Source organism: Paenibacillus aceris, from assembly GCF_017874035.1.
Lineage (GTDB): Bacteria > Bacillota > Bacilli > Paenibacillales > NBRC-103111 > Paenibacillus_E > Paenibacillus_E aceris.
Genome location: NZ_JAGGKV010000018.1, coordinates 106,384 through 122,515, shown reverse-complemented (window position 1 = coordinate 122,515; position 16,132 = coordinate 106,384). Strand labels below are relative to the sequence as shown.

At 50.1% G+C, this 16,132-nt stretch carries 12 protein-coding genes; 7 read left to right on the top strand and 5 right to left on the bottom strand.

Translation table 11 applies throughout. The features are described from left to right. Positions 1-8 precede the first annotated feature (8 nt). Positions 9-4,625 carry a DEAD/DEAH box helicase gene (locus J2Z65_RS26110; protein WP_240160102.1) on the bottom strand — a complete coding sequence of 1,539 codons (4,617 nt, stop codon included), beginning with the start codon at positions 4,623-4,625 and terminating at the stop codon, positions 9-11. Between J2Z65_RS26110 and J2Z65_RS26105 the strand changes: the two genes are divergently transcribed. Further along, positions 4,579-6,600: an S-layer homology domain-containing protein gene (locus J2Z65_RS26105; RefSeq protein ID WP_167069279.1), complete on the top strand. Its 2,022-nt coding sequence runs from the start codon at positions 4,579-4,581 to the stop codon at positions 6,598-6,600. The genes J2Z65_RS26110 and J2Z65_RS26105 overlap by 47 nt on opposite strands. A gap of 283 nt (positions 6,601-6,883) precedes the next feature. Here the strand turns inward: J2Z65_RS26105 and J2Z65_RS26100 are convergent, their stop codons facing one another. Together J2Z65_RS26100 and J2Z65_RS26095 are read right to left on the bottom strand one after the other, a co-directional pair. Then, the gene (locus J2Z65_RS26100) at positions 6,884-7,069 is read right to left on the bottom strand and encodes a hypothetical protein (RefSeq protein WP_167069008.1); all 186 of its coding nucleotides are present in this window, start codon (positions 7,067-7,069) and stop codon (positions 6,884-6,886) included. Positions 7,070-7,262: 193 nt separating this feature from the next. Then, positions 7,263-7,484: a helix-turn-helix domain-containing protein gene (locus tag J2Z65_RS26095; RefSeq protein WP_028556998.1), complete on the bottom strand. Its 222-nt coding sequence runs from the start codon at positions 7,482-7,484 to the stop codon at positions 7,263-7,265. A 195-nt stretch (positions 7,485-7,679) separates the two neighbouring features. Between J2Z65_RS26095 and J2Z65_RS26090 the strand changes: the two genes are divergently transcribed. Genes J2Z65_RS26090 through J2Z65_RS26080 form a run of 3 tightly spaced genes read left to right on the top strand, consistent with a single transcriptional unit; the run spans position 7,680 to position 10,123 of the window. After that, entirely contained in the window at positions 7,680-8,378 is a 699-nt protein-coding gene (locus J2Z65_RS26090) for a DUF6483 family protein (RefSeq protein WP_167069011.1), read from the top strand. A 19-nt stretch (positions 8,379-8,397) separates the two neighbouring features. Beyond that, on the top strand, positions 8,398-9,129 hold the full coding sequence (locus J2Z65_RS26085) for a class I SAM-dependent methyltransferase (protein ID WP_167069014.1): 732 nt from the start codon (positions 8,398-8,400) through the stop codon (positions 9,127-9,129). A 10-nt stretch (positions 9,130-9,139) separates the two neighbouring features. Continuing rightward, positions 9,140-10,123, top strand: coding sequence for an MBL fold metallo-hydrolase (locus J2Z65_RS26080; RefSeq protein ID WP_167069016.1), 984 nt, complete (start codon positions 9,140-9,142; stop codon positions 10,121-10,123). A 157-nt stretch (positions 10,124-10,280) separates the two neighbouring features. Here J2Z65_RS26080 and J2Z65_RS26075 read toward each other — a convergent pair whose 3' ends face one another. Continuing rightward, a complete protein-coding gene (locus tag J2Z65_RS26075; protein ID WP_167069019.1) occupies positions 10,281-11,243 on the bottom strand; it encodes a phosphatidylglycerophosphatase A family protein in 963 nt (320 codons plus the stop codon). 270 nt (positions 11,244-11,513) lie between these two features. Between J2Z65_RS26075 and J2Z65_RS26070 the strand changes: the two genes are divergently transcribed. The 3 genes from J2Z65_RS26070 (at position 11,514) to J2Z65_RS26060 (ending at position 14,140) form a co-directional block, all read left to right on the top strand. Then, entirely contained in the window at positions 11,514-12,563 is a 1,050-nt protein-coding gene (locus J2Z65_RS26070; RefSeq protein WP_167069022.1) for a GerMN domain-containing protein, read from the top strand. Positions 12,564-12,747: 184 nt separating this feature from the next. Then, the gene (gene rph / locus J2Z65_RS26065; protein WP_167069025.1) at positions 12,748-13,506 is read left to right on the top strand and encodes a ribonuclease PH; all 759 of its coding nucleotides are present in this window, start codon (positions 12,748-12,750) and stop codon (positions 13,504-13,506) included. Beyond that, positions 13,490-14,140: an XTP/dITP diphosphatase gene (locus tag J2Z65_RS26060; RefSeq protein WP_167069028.1), complete on the top strand. Its 651-nt coding sequence runs from the start codon at positions 13,490-13,492 to the stop codon at positions 14,138-14,140. The genes rph and J2Z65_RS26060 overlap by 17 nt, the downstream gene beginning before the upstream one ends. Before the next feature lie 49 nt (positions 14,141-14,189). Here the strand turns inward: J2Z65_RS26060 and asnB are convergent, their stop codons facing one another. Beyond that, positions 14,190-16,034, bottom strand: a complete 1,845-nt coding sequence (gene asnB / locus J2Z65_RS26055; RefSeq protein ID WP_167069031.1) for an asparagine synthase (glutamine-hydrolyzing) — start codon at positions 16,032-16,034, stop codon at positions 14,190-14,192. Positions 16,035-16,132: the final 98 nt, after the last annotated feature.

The window sequence follows — 16,132 nt, the reverse complement described above, 5'->3', positions numbered from 1 at the left end:
GACCGTATTCAGCTTAGTTGGCTAGGCCAAAGAACTAAGCTTGTGCGGTCTTTTTCTGCGCCCAGAAGCTTTAGAACCTCCTGACCAGGCGAATCGGAGATACGAACACCGTTCCACGTGTCGATGACGATTTTACGCAGCTGATGGTGTTTGAGCAATTGTCGGAACAACAGTCGCAGCTCGTGAGCGGTCTCCGCTATTTCAAGGTTACCGCTAGTCAGCTGATAGATGCGCTTCCCGTTGTTTTCAATCCAATACAACCACTCGCTGCCCTTAAGTGCTAAGTAGTTGCCGCTTTTGCGTGCAAAGGAAATGCCGGCTATGTCAGGCCACGGGACCAACAGTCCAAAAGGATTAGCGGGATCGACAGCACTGACCAGCGTGAAGGCAGGATGATGATCTGAGTCAGCTGCCGAAGGCTGATGCAATAGACGGATAAAGTCTTTCGTCGCGAATTGGAGCGCATGTAAATCGGCGATAAATAGTCCTCGAACGACAAGTCCCCACTCTTCCAATTGACGCAAAGCGGTATGAATCGCTTCCCATGGAAAAGGGCAAAGGGCAGCAACAAGGTCTTTGGTGATCAGGCCGAAGCGCTCTAATAGATGATGTGTCCACTGCATGGCGGAGGATTGTCTGTCAAAGGAGGCGTTATGCAGTGTACTTAAGGCATACCAACGGCCAAGTCCTGATTGGAATTTGTCCCCTTTCTTCGAAGCGGAAGTACTCGCAGCATGAAGCCGCAGCGGCGTGAACTGATCATTGGCGGCCTGTCCATCCCAGACGAGCTGGAGCAGTTCTTCCAAGAGTAGGGAAGGGGGCTTTCCAGTTTCAAGGCCAAGCTTGCTGAGAAAGACAGCTCCTTTGTCCTGCAGCAGGCTGAGAAGCTCCGGCTCGGAGACGGGTTTATGGCGCATAGCGGCAAGACATGGTTCGAAAATGGCGGAACTTTCGGCCAGAAAGAAGGCAATACGCCCTTCTTTTTCGTCGGGCTCCTTGCGGCCGATCCACAGAACTTCACCTGATGAGCACAAGGTGTCGAGGTCTTGCTTCCGGTAGGAAAGCTGCCTGGTCGGGAATAAGACAGACTCCCATAGTGAAACAGGCAGGAAGAAGCCCTGCAAATTGGAGATGATATCGCGCAGCGGTTCCATGCCCGGAACATCTGTTCTGCTTGTCAACTTGCGGATGAGCGGCATGTGTGCCAGGAAGGCGATCGGGAGAATCGCCGAGCTGTCACGCCTGAGCAACTGAAGAGACTGGCGTATTAATCGCGATGCGACCTTGGTGCTTGTCCAAAGCGATTCCAATTCGGGATCGGCAAAAGGTGCAGGCTCCAGCAGGCGGGCCTTTGCTGCTTCCTCGATCCAGCGCGTAACGAGCGCAGCCTCCAGCTCATAGCGGGCCGCGAGCTCCTCTGCGGTGATGGAGAGCTTCCCATCCGCATATCTTTGGAAGACGAACGTCCTGGAGAGGGCGTCTAAGGAGAGTGAAGCATAGAATTCCACCTCATCGCTGCATATGTAACGAGTTTCCCCTGTGAAGGGGGCGTGTGCAGCTTTGCCCTGCTCAAGCAATTCATAAATCCAGGCTTGGGCAGAGGATTCGGAGGCTGAACCAGCCTTGACGAGCTCGGAGACAGACGCATCGCCGTGTTCTTTTAAATAACGAAATACATGCTGAGCGTTCGTCCATGCTTTTTCCGTCGTGGAGAGCTTCGTCTCTTCGGCTTCCAGGACTTGAGGGCTTATCGCGTTTCGAACGGTCTCCGCTCCGAATATATCGGCTGCCATCTGCCTGCTGAAGCCTAGCAGTTCAACTTGCAGGTCCTGGGATAGGCTATCCGACTCATATATTTTTTGCGCCACATAATCAGATTGAAATTGAGCCGCTAGCGGCGAAGGGAAATGGTTGCGGTGAACGGCAAACTGAATTTCTCCTGCCTGAATGGCTTCCAAAATGATTTGAAGATGCTCCATATCGACATGTTCTTCCAGGCATTCGCGCATAGCTTCTTGAAAAAGCGGGAAACGCTCTTTGTAAGGCAGAGCTTCTTTCATAAGCTCCTGACCGCGAAGCCGCTTGAGCCAGGCAGGCATTCGAGTAAAGCTGCGGGAAAGCAGCAAGGAGGTTTCCGCAAGCCGCTGGAAGGCCGCTCCAAACATGCCTGACTCCGCGACAGCTCCGATAATCAAATGATCTGCTTCTCTATAGGAAAGGGACATGATGGCATGCACAACGGATTCTTGATAGCTGGGAAAAATCAACTCGATGCCATTATCCTTGGCATTCGTATAGATGGCTTTATGCCCTGTGTGGATAAGATGCTTCTCCAGAGCCATTAACCAAGTGCGGTTTACTTTACGGCCGAATAGGCTGTGCAGGACATAATGGGTTTGGTTCTGTTCATCGGCAAAAGCTTCAATCACGACCGTTTGATCGGTCGGTACCGTATTGACCGCAATCTGATTACGGATGAGGCTGATCAGAGATTGGCTGGCTTCCCCGTCAAAGAAATACTGCTCCATTAGCCATTCTTGGACATCCAGATCTCCTTGCGTGCGTGAATGTGCCTGCAGGCGATCGCGCAATTCGCGCCAGAGGAGCCCCGTTTGAACGCCGAGCTGATAAGACTTTCCGCCGGTTTCCCCGCGCCAGAAGGGGATTTCGCTGTACCGGTTGTCGGCTTCCTGCACATAGATGCGCTCCGGACGCTTGCGGACGATTCGCCAAGAAGCCGTGCCAAGCTGGAATACGTCGCCGATCGACGATTCGTGTATGAATTCCTCATCCAGCTCACCCAGATGAAGGCCTGTTTCGTTATGATGCACGGGATAGGCCGTGCTCTGGGGAATTGTGCCCGCGCCCGTCAGCGCGGCCATTTGTGTGGCCGCTAATCGTTCCAAGCGGCCGGTTTCGCGGTCCCATGCGATGAGCGGACGCGCAAAGGGGTACAAACCCGCCAGCACCTCCAGCATGGCGAGCCAGCGCTCCTTCGGCAGCTCGCGGAAGGAGTCGCTCTGCGCGAGGAGGCGCGCCAGGAGCGCAACATCCAGCTCGTCCGCCATCGCGGCCATCGCAACGAGCTGCTGCGCCAGCACATCGAGGCTGCCCCGCGGGATGCGGATGGCCTCGATGTCGCGCGCCGCGATCCGCCGGCCGAGCACCGCGAGCTCCGGCAGCAGGCTGCGGCTGCGCGCGAGCAGCACGCCGCGGCTAACGCTGCCGACGGCGTGGCCGGCGCGGCCGATCCGCTGGATACCTGCGGCAGCGGTGAAAGGCGAGTCGATCTGGATGACCAGATCGACATGGCCGACGTCGATGCCGAGCTCCAGCGACGACGTGGCCACCAGGCAGCGAAGCTCGCCGGCTTTGAGCTGGCGTTCGACCTCGAGCCGGATCTCGCGGGCGACGCTGCCATGATGGCTGCGCGCGATCTCATGTCCGACATGGTCATTGAGTCGCAGGGTTAGCCGTTCGCAAAGCCTGCGGCTGTTTGCGAAGATGAGTACGGTGCGGCAGCCTTCCATCAGCTGCAGTAGGCGCTCGACAAGAGGCGTCCAGATCGCCTCTTTATCCGCTGCCTTGGCCTTTGCAGGCTCCGGCATCGTCACCTGCAGCGCGTAGTGCTTCTCTGCTTTGCTCTCGATAATCGCGACGGGGCGCGGTTCGTCCGCTTCCCATCCGCCGAGAAAACGAGCGACCCGCCAGATCGGTTTCTGTGTAGCGGAAACACCGATCCGCTGAACGGATCGCCCGCACCACACGTCCAGCCTTTCCAGTGTCAATGACAAATGCATTCCCCGCCTATCCGCAGCCAGATCGTGAATTTCATCGATGACGACCTGTTCTACGCTCTTTAACATTTCTCTTGCACGCGGAGAAGTAAGCAGCAGGTAAAGCGACTCCGGCGTCGTTACCAGCAGATCCGGCGGGTGCTTCAACATGGATGCCCGCGTGCTCTGTGTGGTGTCGCCGGTGCGAACACCGACACGGAGTCCGTGCCAGACGGCATCCTTTTCGAGCGTGGACGCGAGCTCTTCAATCTCGGTCATAAAATGAAACAAATGATCATGAATATCATTGTTGAGCGCTTTAAGCGGCGTCACCACAAGCACACGAACACCGGGGGCGTAAAGTTCACCGGCAGCCTGCTTCTTTTTCACAACACCGTCCATACAAGGCAGCAAAGCTGCCAAAGTTTTGCCGGAACCGGTAGGGGAAGAGATGAGGGTATGCGTGCCGGAGCTTATTTCTTTCCAAGCCTGCTTTTGCACGTCAGTGGGCTCGCCGAAGCGTGAAAAAAACCATTTTTTCAGAATTGGATGAAATGGTGACAATGATGCATCCGGCGTAGGTACCATCCTATCATTCGCTCCCTTGCTCGCATTTTCTTCCAACATAGCATAATGTAGGCGCTTTCGCCAATGGAGTGCCGGTTGAATGCCTAGTGTGTGAGATTCGAATTGGAAAATATTTGTATGGGAAATGAAGGTATACCCTCCTAAAAATAACCATATCCACGAATTGTTCTGATGGATGCAGTTATCTAAGGAGAAGGAGTGTGAGTGAAGCTTGATGCTCAAAAAAGTAATCGCGACAGGCCTTGCTTTCGTAACGATCATGGGAACCAGCACAGCTGTTCTAGCTAAAGACAATAACAATCGAAAAGATGACGGGAATAAAGTCGAAATTCATCTCACTTTTAACGATTTGAAGAGCGCAGAATGGGCCATTCGCTACATTGCGAGTTTAGCATCGAAGCGTGTCTTTGAGGGATACGAGGATGGTACATTTAAACCGCAGAACACCGTTTCGCGCATTGAAGCGATTACGGCAGCCGTTCGACTCATGGGACTTCGCAGTCAAGCAGAATCATCATCCGAAATGAGCACTCATCTTAATTTTAAAGATGCCAATAAAGTTCCTTCGTGGGCTGTTGGTTATGTAGCTGTTGCGCTAGAAAATGATTTATTTGCCGAAAATGACGACACCGTTCAGCCCCAAAAAGAAGGGGACCGGCTATGGGCGACAACGCTCTTGGTCAAAGCTCTGAAGCTGGATGCTCAGGCCAAAGCCAAAATGAACACAGCTCTGCCTTTCAAAGACGCGAAGCAGATCCCAGCAGGCTCCGTTGGTTATGTGGCCGTTGCCATTGAAAAAGGTTTAGTAGACGGCTTCGAAGACAATACGTTTAGGCCTGGCCAGCCGGTGACACGGGCTCAGCTTGCGGCATTGCTTGATCGCACAGGAGGCCAATTGCCGAATCAAGGAAATAACACAATTACGGGAACAGTAAACAGTGTAGTTAACGGTAACGCACTAGTGATGACAAGCTCAGGAACGACATTGACCTATGCCTTGCATCCGGATGTTTACGTTTACCGGAACGGAATCAAAATAACTCCTTCCGCCCTGCAGGCTGGGGACGAGGTAAGTGTCCGGACTTTTAATAATCAAATTATTTATATTGAAGTGACCAAAACTGTTCAAACCATTATTAACAGTGGTACCGTTAGCGCAGCGGTTTCTAACAATACATTGACACTTACCAAATCGGGCGTTACCACGTCTTTGCTGCTTCATCCGGATGTCGTTGCCTATCGTAACGGTATTAGAGTGAGTCCCTATGAGCTGAAAATCGGCGATGAAATTAACATTCGCACCTCGGACAACAAAGTTATCTATATTGAGGTAACCAAGCCGGTAGTTCCGATATCCAGCAGCGGTACAGTCTCAGCAGTCGTAAGCAGCAATGTGCTGAAGCTTACAAAATCAGGAGTTACAACGGACTATACCTTGCATCCGGATGCAGTAATTTATCGCAATGGGGTGAAGGTTGCTGCTTCCGCACTGCAGGTTGGTGATGAGGTGAACGTTCGGACGTCGGAGAATAAAGTCATTTTTGTTGAAGTTACACAAACGGCGCAAGCACTCACAAACAGCGGAACCATTTCTGCAGCGGTGAGTAACAACGTACTAAAACTCAAGAAGGATGGCGTGAATTTTGAAATAACGCTGCATCCGGATGTCGTCGTTTATCGTAATGGCGTGAAGGTGGAACTGTCTGCGCTGCAGGTTGGCGATGTAGTCAACATTCGTACCTCAGAGAATAAGGTCATCTACATCGAAGTGACCAAAATGGTGCAGCCCATTACGAACAACGGCACCGTCAGTGCTGCTGTCAGCAACACTGAATTGAAGCTAACGAAGTCGGGCGTGACCACAGCGTTTGCGCTGCATCCGGATGTTATCGTTTATCGAAACGGCGTAAAGGTCAGACCGATTGATCTCAAAATCGGCGACGAAGTCGATATTCGTACCTCCGACAGTAAAGTCATATACATTGAAGTGACGAAAATGGTAGATGAGAATTTGCCATTTGATCTTCAAGGGAAATTAAGAGGAACGACCCTGAATGCTAAAGGGGAGCTTGCTACGATTTCTATCGTGCAAACCATTAATGGCAAGGAGCAAACGGCCATTTATCAAGTGGCTTCCAATGTGTCTATTTCCGGCAACTTGGCGTTGTTCAAGGAAGGGCGGCTTTTACAGCTGAAGGGCACGAATAAGGTTGTGACCTCTATCACGATATTGTGATTGAGATGAAGTGAAAATGAAAGTATGGGAATGGAAGAAGCCTCTAGGGGCTTCTTTTTTGTTGATTTGAACAGGGGCGGTGGAGAAATGGTTGTGTGACGTGCGAAAAGGCCGTCTCACTGATCCTGCGGTTGTCTAATCCCAACCGCAGCCGCCAAATCCCCGCTGTAACGTTGTTCTTCAACGCTAACTTAAGTTAAACGCACAACTTGTCCGCGATAACGCTGTTAAACAAGTTTAACGCTTGAGGGGGAAAGCCCCCGATCAACAACAAAAAAGCCCATCAATAATGGGCTAAAATCACAGCAATATCATTATCATTAAATTGAAAGGCGCCTTCTTCTGATTTTGTAAAATGATGGCCTCTTGACTCAATGTATTGGCAGAGTCGATACAGAATGCCTGGTTCCACATTCAGGAGTTTTGAAAGGGAAAACACATTTTTTTGATCGGTGATTACTTCCATCATGGATTGTAATAGCCTCCTATAGATGTAATGTACTTGTTAGTTATTATCATAGTACATGCTGGAGATCACTTACTGTCGAAATGTTGGGTTAACAAAACGTTCACTTTTAGCGTGCCCGTGCACCAACATAAAAGCCCTCGAATCCTCCACTAGGAGGCCTCGAAGGCTTACATGGATCCCTTTGCTGACGGAATCAGATCTTTAATTCCCCAAGCTTGATCAGTTCTACAACCGCTTGTGAACGACCCTTTACGTTCAGCTTCTGCATGACGTTCGAAATATGATTTCTCACAGTTTTTTCACTGATAAAAAGCTGCTGTGCGATATCCTTAGTCGTTTTGTCCTGCACTAATAGTTCGAATACTTCGCGTTCGCGGTTCGTAAGTAGAAATTTGTTTTTGTGGTCGCTGCCCATGGATGTGTGTCACCCCTCCTTGCTCGGGTATTGGGAAATACAAGGTTAAGGGATACAGTCAAAATTAGTTTATGAAGGGCTGCTGCCAATGGTGCGGTCTAGACGGAAAAATAGGCGGTATCCGCTTTTGAGTTTCTATTCGAGGCGTGGTAAGCTGAAATGAGGCATTTCTTTTGGGCAAAGGGGGCTTTTCTTATGTTCAAACGTGATTATTTTATGCGGCAGATCGAGCAAATGACGCAGGTGCTGCATCGCATTCTTTTTAATAAGGAACATATTCCACTGGGGGATGCCCAGCAGCAATTGGATGAGGCGAGCAGGCATTTGCTTGGGCTCAATCTTCGCTCTTTACAGGCTCTGTCCAGCAAAGATATTTTAGAATTGCTTTCCTATCATGGAAATTTAGATGTAGCGAAAGCGATGGTTATTGGGGATATGTTTGTTGGAGCTGGAGATCTGCTGCGACAGCATGAACAAACCGATGAGGCTTACCCTGTTTATGTAAAATCCCTTGATTTACTGCTTCACCTCTCTCTTTCCTCCGAGGTTGATCCGAAGGATGAGGAGAATGCAGAGATTTCTTCCCGAATTCAGACGAGTCTGGACCGGCTTAAGGCATGGATGATTCCCGAGGATCTGAAAAGATTGCTCTTCTCTCACTATGAAAAGCAAGGCGATTATGCAAAGGTTGAGGATGTATTGTTCCATTTTATGGAGGACCATCCCAATCAGCCGGATTTTCTAGGGCAAGGCATTATTTTTTATGAAAAATTACTTGATATCGAAGAGGTGCAGTTGGAAGCAGGCAACTTCAGCAAAGAGGAAGCAAGGGATGGATTGCGCATTGTAAAGCAGAAATTGGACTCTTATGTAATTCCTAACGAACATAATTAGAAATTGAAGGTGTGACGAAATGGCTTGGTATCAAGAAAGTTTTGGCAATGATTATTTGCTTGTTTATAAGCATCGGGATATGCAGGGCGCTTATCATGAAGTGAAAAAAATGATGGATTGGCTTGAGCTGCGGCAAGGAGCTGAGGTTTTGGACCTGTGCTGCGGGATGGGGCGCCATTCCATGGCATTAGCTGATTTTGGGTATGAAATCACGGGTGTTGATTTGTCTGAGGTGCTTTTGAAGGAAGCCATACAATTAGACAAACAGAAACGAGTGACTTGGATACACGGTGACATGCGGGAAGTTCCCCTTGAGCGTCAGTTTGATGCGGTCGTGAATTTATTTACTTCTTTTGGGTATTTCGATGAGGACGAACAGAATGAAAAGGTGTTTCATGAGATGAATCGGCTTTTAAAAAAGCACGGTCGTTTCATTATTGATTTCTTGAATCCCGTTCATGTCCAAGCTCATCTAGTTCCGCAATCTCAGCGGATGGAGGGAGACACTCAAATTCGTGAAACGAGAGCTATTGAAGATGGCTATGTGCGCAAGCGGATTGTGATTTCTAAGCAGGGAGCTCCTGAGCGGCAATATTTGGAACAGGTTAAACTATATGACCGGCCTGCGTTTGAAGCGATGCTGCAAAAGGCAGGTTTACATATTGATCACGTATACGGCGGTTATGATGGGCAGGAATATGATGCCGATGAATCGGGCCGGATGATTTTTGTAGGGCATAAGGAAGGATGAATACGCACAAATGAACATCGTGACGGAACATACAGATGAGATTACGCAAGTGAAGGTGCCGCTGCCCTTTCCGCTGCGTTGGGTGAATGCTTACCTGATCTGCGGCAGCAAAGGGTACACCGTCATCGATCCGGGGCTGCACACCCCGGATGCCGAAGCGCTCTGGCTGCAGGTGCTGCAGGAGCGCGGCATTGCCTTCGAGCACGTCGAGCAGATCGTGCTCACCCACCACCATCCCGATCACTACGGGATGGCGGGTTGGTTCCAGGAGCGCACGGGCGCGCCGGTTCTCCTCTCGGAGACCGGATTCGCGCAAGTGCAGCTCCTATGGGGGCCGGAGCAGCCGCTGTCGGCGCGGCTCCTGACGCTTTTTGCCCGGCACGGCTTCCCGGAAGCCGGGCTGGAAGAGATGGCGAAGCACATGGTGAGCTTCGTCGAATTGGTTTCCCCGCAGCCGCAGGTTACGCTGCTGCGGGAAGGACCCGTGCGCCTCGGAGACCGCATGTACGAAGCCATTGAGACCCCCGGCCATGCCGCGGGTCACCTGGTCTTCTACGATGCCGAGGCGGAGGTGGTGTTTTGCGGCGACCATGTCCTGCCGCAAATATCGCCGAACGTTTCCTTCCTCCCGCAGGTGGAAGAAAACCCGCTCGGCGAGTACCTTCGCAGCCTGCAGGAGATCGGCAGGCTGAAGGTCAAGATGGCTTACCCGGGGCACCGGGAACCGTGGTCTGGCTTTGGCGCACGCACCGAGGAACTGGTGCGCCATCATCATGAGCGGCTTGCGCTCATGGAAAAGCAGCTAAGCGCACCGCTTAGCGCTTATGAGGTGTGCCGCGCGACCTTTGGCGACCGGCTCAGCACGCATCAGATGAGGTTCGCGCTGTCGGAGACGATCGCTCACCTCATCCTGTTGGAAGCGGAGGGACGCATCCGGCAGATCGATCCTGCCGCGGAGCTTCTTCAATATATGGCCGTGGGCCTTAACGCGTGAATATTCGGCTTTCCAAGTTTTCAATGGAAAGCGTGCAAAAAGTACATCAAATTCCGCCTGCTCATCCCGGGTTTTGGACAATCCAAAATCGGGTGAATGAAGCGAATCTGATGTACTTTTTGTTTTCCCCTAGTTTCTTCCCCGGCAGCGACGCTTCTTACTTCAACGGCTTACTGTACGTAGGAATATTATTATGCGCTAACCGTCCGCAGGCTGCCGCGACAATACCGCATACCATATCGTCAATAAAAGTATTGCATTTTCCCTCGGAGTGGTCGCTGTCAAGGTCTTTAATGATCCCGATTTTCTCTTTGTCAAGGTATCCGAAATTCGTAAGTGCAATCGTTCCATACATGAGCGGAACAGCGGTTGCGATGCTTTCATCGACTCCAAAAAGACCTTCATCCTGTCCGACAATATGATTGTACTGCGGATTGAATTCACCGGCTTCGACGGCGGTATCTATTTTGAGTGCCAACTGCAGGGCGTGGAAGGTCTGCTGTTTGCGCAATACCGCAACAATGTGCTCCTCGCAGAGGCTGCGTTCCATGTCCGGGTTATAGGGACGCTGAAGCTGATCGAGAATGTCCACCATATCCTCAAGTTGGACGCCTCTTTCTGCGAGCATTGCGAGATTCCGCTGTGTATAATCGACTTTCACATTCTCCGAAATGATCACGCTAGCCGTTGAGGCGACGATTGCGCAGATCCCTTTTGAAATAAACGATTTAGGGCGCTTCGTTGGAAAGAAAAACCGGAATTTACAATCCATGAAGCCGAAGAGAGAAGCGGCGCCGCTGCCGTACAGTCCGCAAATGGACATGGCAATCGTGCGATGCACGTTGTAGGCAGGGTCCTTCATGCTTGCCAACAGTTCGGAATCGTGTTTGACCTTTTTTTGCAGCTCCATGAGTGTGGACATAACATTATAAGTTTCGGTTTTGCTTAAAACACCGAGTAAAGTCGTTGTGATCATCTCATAAGGAATTTTCTTGATCCCTTTGATTTCGACGAGTAGGCGGGCAACAGCCTCTTCGATGACAGCTTGGGGATAGTGACTGAAAACTTCATCACGGAATTCGTTGAAAATGAGCGTTTTGTCTTTGAGGAATGTTCTCATCTGAGCGCCTCCAGTTAGATCGAATCTGTCTATTTTACAAGTATAGCATACCAAGTTAAGAAGCCGAAAATGGCAGGGATTCATCGAAAAAGGGGTCGTAACGATTTCTCTGCACTTTTTTTGAAATGTGGACAGAAAGTAGTTATAAATCGGACAAAGCCCCGTATACATAATAATACGAAAAAGCAATGTACAGGCCATGCCGAAGGAAATACGCGGCAGATGCTTCTGAAGAGGCTTCTGCGAAAACTCGAAGGAGGAAATAAGCACATGAAACATCAACATTGGATTCGTTCAGCCGCTATCGCGGGGGTGATTGCCTTGCTGACCACAGGATGTTCGGTCCTGGGCACTGGGAAGAAAGCTGACATTGATGCACCTCCGACCACGGGTGCGGAAGCTGACGCTCAGAGGACATCAGCTGCAGTCACAATCGACATGATCGACGATAACTCATCACAGATGACCGTGTATGTGAGAGATGCCAAAGGCTTCGTCGCCCCGCTTAGTCTGGGATTGCCGAAATCGGTGTCCGTTGCAAAGACGACACTGGAGTACATGGTGGATGGCGGTCCGGTCTCAAGTCTGCTTCCATCCGGATTCCAAGCTCTGCTGCCGAAGGGCACAAAAGTCATTAGCTTGAATGTAACATCAGACAAACGCGCCATCGTTGATTTCTCTAAAGAGTTTCTCACCTATGACCAGCAAAATGAAAGAAAAATACTGGAAGCTATCACGTGGAATCTCACGAACTTCCCGACGGTAGAGAAAGTGCAGCTTCGCGTTGAAGGTAAGGATCTCAAAGAAATGCCGAAAGGCAAAACACCGCTTGATACGCCATTGGCGCGTTCGATGGGGATTAACCTAGAGAAGGCCGAAGATGCGGAGTTCGGGCAATCTACCCCGGTCACACTCTATTTCTTGAATCAAAACGATCAAAACTACAAATATTATGTACCTGTTACAAGGTTGGTCAAAAGAACGGACAATGTAGCTAAAGCTGTTGTTGATCAGCTCATTAAAGGGCCTGATCAGAAGAAGGGGCTTGCTGGGGTTCTGAATGCCGCAACGGAAGTGAAGAGCATTAATCCGGCGGATTCTTTAATTACAGTTGACTTCTCGAACAAGCTGCTTGGCGCAGATCAGAAAGCGTCCGAAGATGCTCTGAAGTCCGTTATTCTTTCTTTAACTGAGAATACTGGCTTTAAGCAAGTTCAGATTAAAGTGGATGGCGCTGTGAAATTTACATCCTCGGATAGTACTCAGAATTACACCAAGCCTGTTACAAGACCTGCTCATATTAATCCGGCGAAGCTGTGACCAGCTTGCACCGAGCTATAGAACCTCTTATGCAAAAAGTAATTTTGCATAAGGGGTTTTCTCATCCTTTTGATCAGGCCGGGCATCATTGTACTTGACGAGGGTGCTTTTCTCCGGCTACTTTGTTACAATGGGGCGAGAGAATTAAGCTTCCCTTGGAAGCAACAGGAGGAGAACACGATTTATGCGAATTGGCGGAAGAACGAATGAAGAATTGCGCCCTATGAAAATAACCCCCCATTACATAAAACATGCAGAAGGCTCGGTGCTTATTGAGGTCGGGGATACCAAAGTGATTTGTACGGCAACTGTTGAAGAACGTGTCCCGCCTTTTATGAAAGGGCAAGGCAAAGGCTGGGTAACGGCTGAATATTCTATGCTGCCGCGCGCCACACAGGTAAGAAATCAGCGTGAAGCAGCCAAAGGCAAGCTTGGCGGACGCACCATGGAGATACAGCGTTTGATCGGCCGTGCGCTTCGTTCCGTTGTTAACTTGGAGGCTCTAGGTGAGAGATCCATTACATTGGACTGTGATGTCATCCAAGCAGATGGAGGCACCCGTACGACTTCGATTACCGGTGCATTCGTTGCCATGGCGTTTGCCATCAACAAGCTGGCGACAGATAAAAACTTGGCGAAGTTCCCGATAAACGACTTTTTGGCTTCTGTCTCTGTTGGCGTTATTGGTCAAACACCGCGTCTTGATCTCAACTATGAAGAGGATTCACAGGCGAAAGTGGATATGAACGTCGTAATGACAGGGCAAGGCCAATTTGTGGAAATTCAAGGTACAGGCGAGGATGCTCCTTTTTCACGCAAGGAATTGGATGAACTGCTTGCCCTTGCGGAAACAGGGATTCATACGATGATTGAAGAGCAGTGTAAAGTGCTGGGCCCTATTGCGGATCGTATTCGAGGTGTACAACATGCGGCTACGAAGTAATATTGTCGTTATTGCAACGCGAAATGAGGGCAAAGTCAAGGAGTTCGAAAGTCTTTTCGGTCCCAAAGGCTATAAAGTTCGCAGCTTGGCTGATTATACGGAGCTTCCGGAAATCGTGGAAAGCGGAACGACGTTTGCGGAGAATGCGCGGATCAAAGCGCAAATCATTTCCGCGCATCTCCATGTTCCTGTTCTTGCAGACGACTCGGGCTTATGTGTGAAGGAGTTGGACGGAGCTCCGGGTGTTTACTCAGCTAGATATGCCGGTGAAAGCGCAACGGATGCAGATAACAACGCCAAGCTGCTTCAAGCTTTGAGCGAAATTGGCTCATCGGAGGGACTGCCGGCGGAAGTGGGCCACCCTAAGCTTCTGAGCGAGGCTGCTTATGTTTGTGCGCTTGCGCTTATCGACCCAGTAGCCAACGAGATCATAGAAGCTGAGGATTCCTGCAAGGGCTACATCATCGCGGAACACCGTGGGGAGAGCGGATTCGGCTATGATCCTTTGTTTTATATTCCCGCTCTGGGAAGAACGATGGCGGAGCTGACGGTGGAAGAGAAGAATGAAATCAGTCACCGGGCAAAAGCGTTACGATTATTTTTGGATAGGCTTCCTGATCAAAACGAATCCTAAATGAAAAGACCTGCTTCCACATTGCAGTGGATAGCAGGCCTTTTTTATATTAACGGATCGATATTTTATAGCTTCTTAACCACGTATCTACTTGTGCTAAATAGGCGAACAGCTGGGGACCTGTCATCAACTGGCCGAACCATGGAAGATCGAAGTCGTTTGTGTCTGAGCTGGCGAGTGCGCGTATTTTTTTCACATCAATGAATGGCAGCAGAGGGGAGCTGGGGTCATCGAGTATTTCCAGCACCCATTTACGCACAGCTGCCAAGTAATTAGGATTATGTGTTTTTGGATACGGGCTTTTCTTACGTGTCAGAACATCATCGGGAAGAACGCCTTTTAACGCTTTTCGCAGAATGCCCTTTTCACGATCGCCGGATGTTTTTATTTCCCAAGGAATATTCCACACATATTCGACGAGGCGATGATCGCAGAAAGGAACCCGTACTTCAAGTCCAACTGCCATACTCATACGGTCTTTGCGATCGAGCAGCGTTGGCATGAAGCGTGTGATATTAAGGTAAGACATTTCCCGCATGCGATTTTGCTGCTGCGTCTCACCCGCAAGCCGCGGCACTTCGCTTAAAGCTTGCTGATACCGATTGCTGACATACTCGACCGGCTTAATCCAATCCACGAAATCGGGAGCCAGCAGATTGACCCTGTTAGGCAATTTTAGCGACCAAGGGAATGTGTTTGCAGCCAAGGCTTCCTCGTTGTGGAACCATGGGTACCCGCCGAAGATTTCATCTGCAGCTTCACCAGAGATGGCAACGGTGGCTTCCTTTTTGATTTCACGGCAAAACAAATAAAGGGATCCATCAACATCTGCCATTCCCGGCGTATCCCGGGCAAAAACGGCAGTTTTCAGGGATTCCACTAGTTCAGGCGTGTCGAACTCAATATAATGATGCTCGGTGCCAAGATGCTCCGTCATCCGTTTAATCCACGGGGCGTCGGAATTCGGTTGAAACAGGTTGGCTTTGAAGTGCTTATCATTATCCTTGTAATCAACCGAAAAAGTATGCAAAGCGCCTTTTCCGCTTTCTTTGTAATGCTCGGCGGCGAGCGATGTAAGGGCACTGGAGTCGAGGCCTCCGGATAGCAGTGTACAGATAGGTACGTCAGAAACAAGTTGGCGCTGGGAGGTGTCGCTTAGCAGTTGTTGAACTTGAGTCGCCGTTGCGTCAATATCATGCGGGTGCGGTTGGCTTTCCAGCTTCCAGTACGTTCGAATGGATAAACCATTGCGGTCAAAAACAGCGCATTGTCCCGGTTTCAGCTCCGACATATTGCGATATATTCCGTGTCCGGGCGTGCGTGCGGGGCCAACTGCAAAGATTTCAGCCAAGCCTTCTGCACCGACTTCTGCTTGGAAATCCGGATGTGCAAGAATGGCTTTTGGTTCAGAACCGAATAGAAGAACACTGTTCTGATGAGAATAAAAAAGTGGCTTTACGCCAAGCCGATCTCTGACCAAGTAGAGGGATTGCTCTTGATCATTCCATGCGGCAAATGCGAATATACCATTGAGACGGTCTACACAAGCCCGCCCCCATTCAATGAAGGAAGCTAGCAGCACTTCCGTATCACAGGTTGTGCGGAAATGATGACCGCGCAGTTCGAGCTCTTTTTTTAGCTCGGGGGCATTATAAAGTTCGCCATTATATACGATCGTATAGGTGTAGTCTCCTTGTTTCCGGACCATGGGCTGAGCACCGTTTTCCGGATCCATTACACTAAGACGTCGATGGCCGAGGGCACAATGCTGTGAGATCCAAGTGCCAGAAGCATCTGGTCCACGCAAATGGAGTGTTTCCGTCATATTTTCTAGAATGGACGGGTACCCGGTCAAGTCTTTCCGCCAATCTATCCAACCCGTTATTCCGCACATAGACGTTCCTTCCTTTCTTTTTGAAGAGAGCATGATGATAAAGGGTATGCAAAATGGTGGTATATAATGTCTGTCCGAGGGGGAACGGGGGCAGTCTT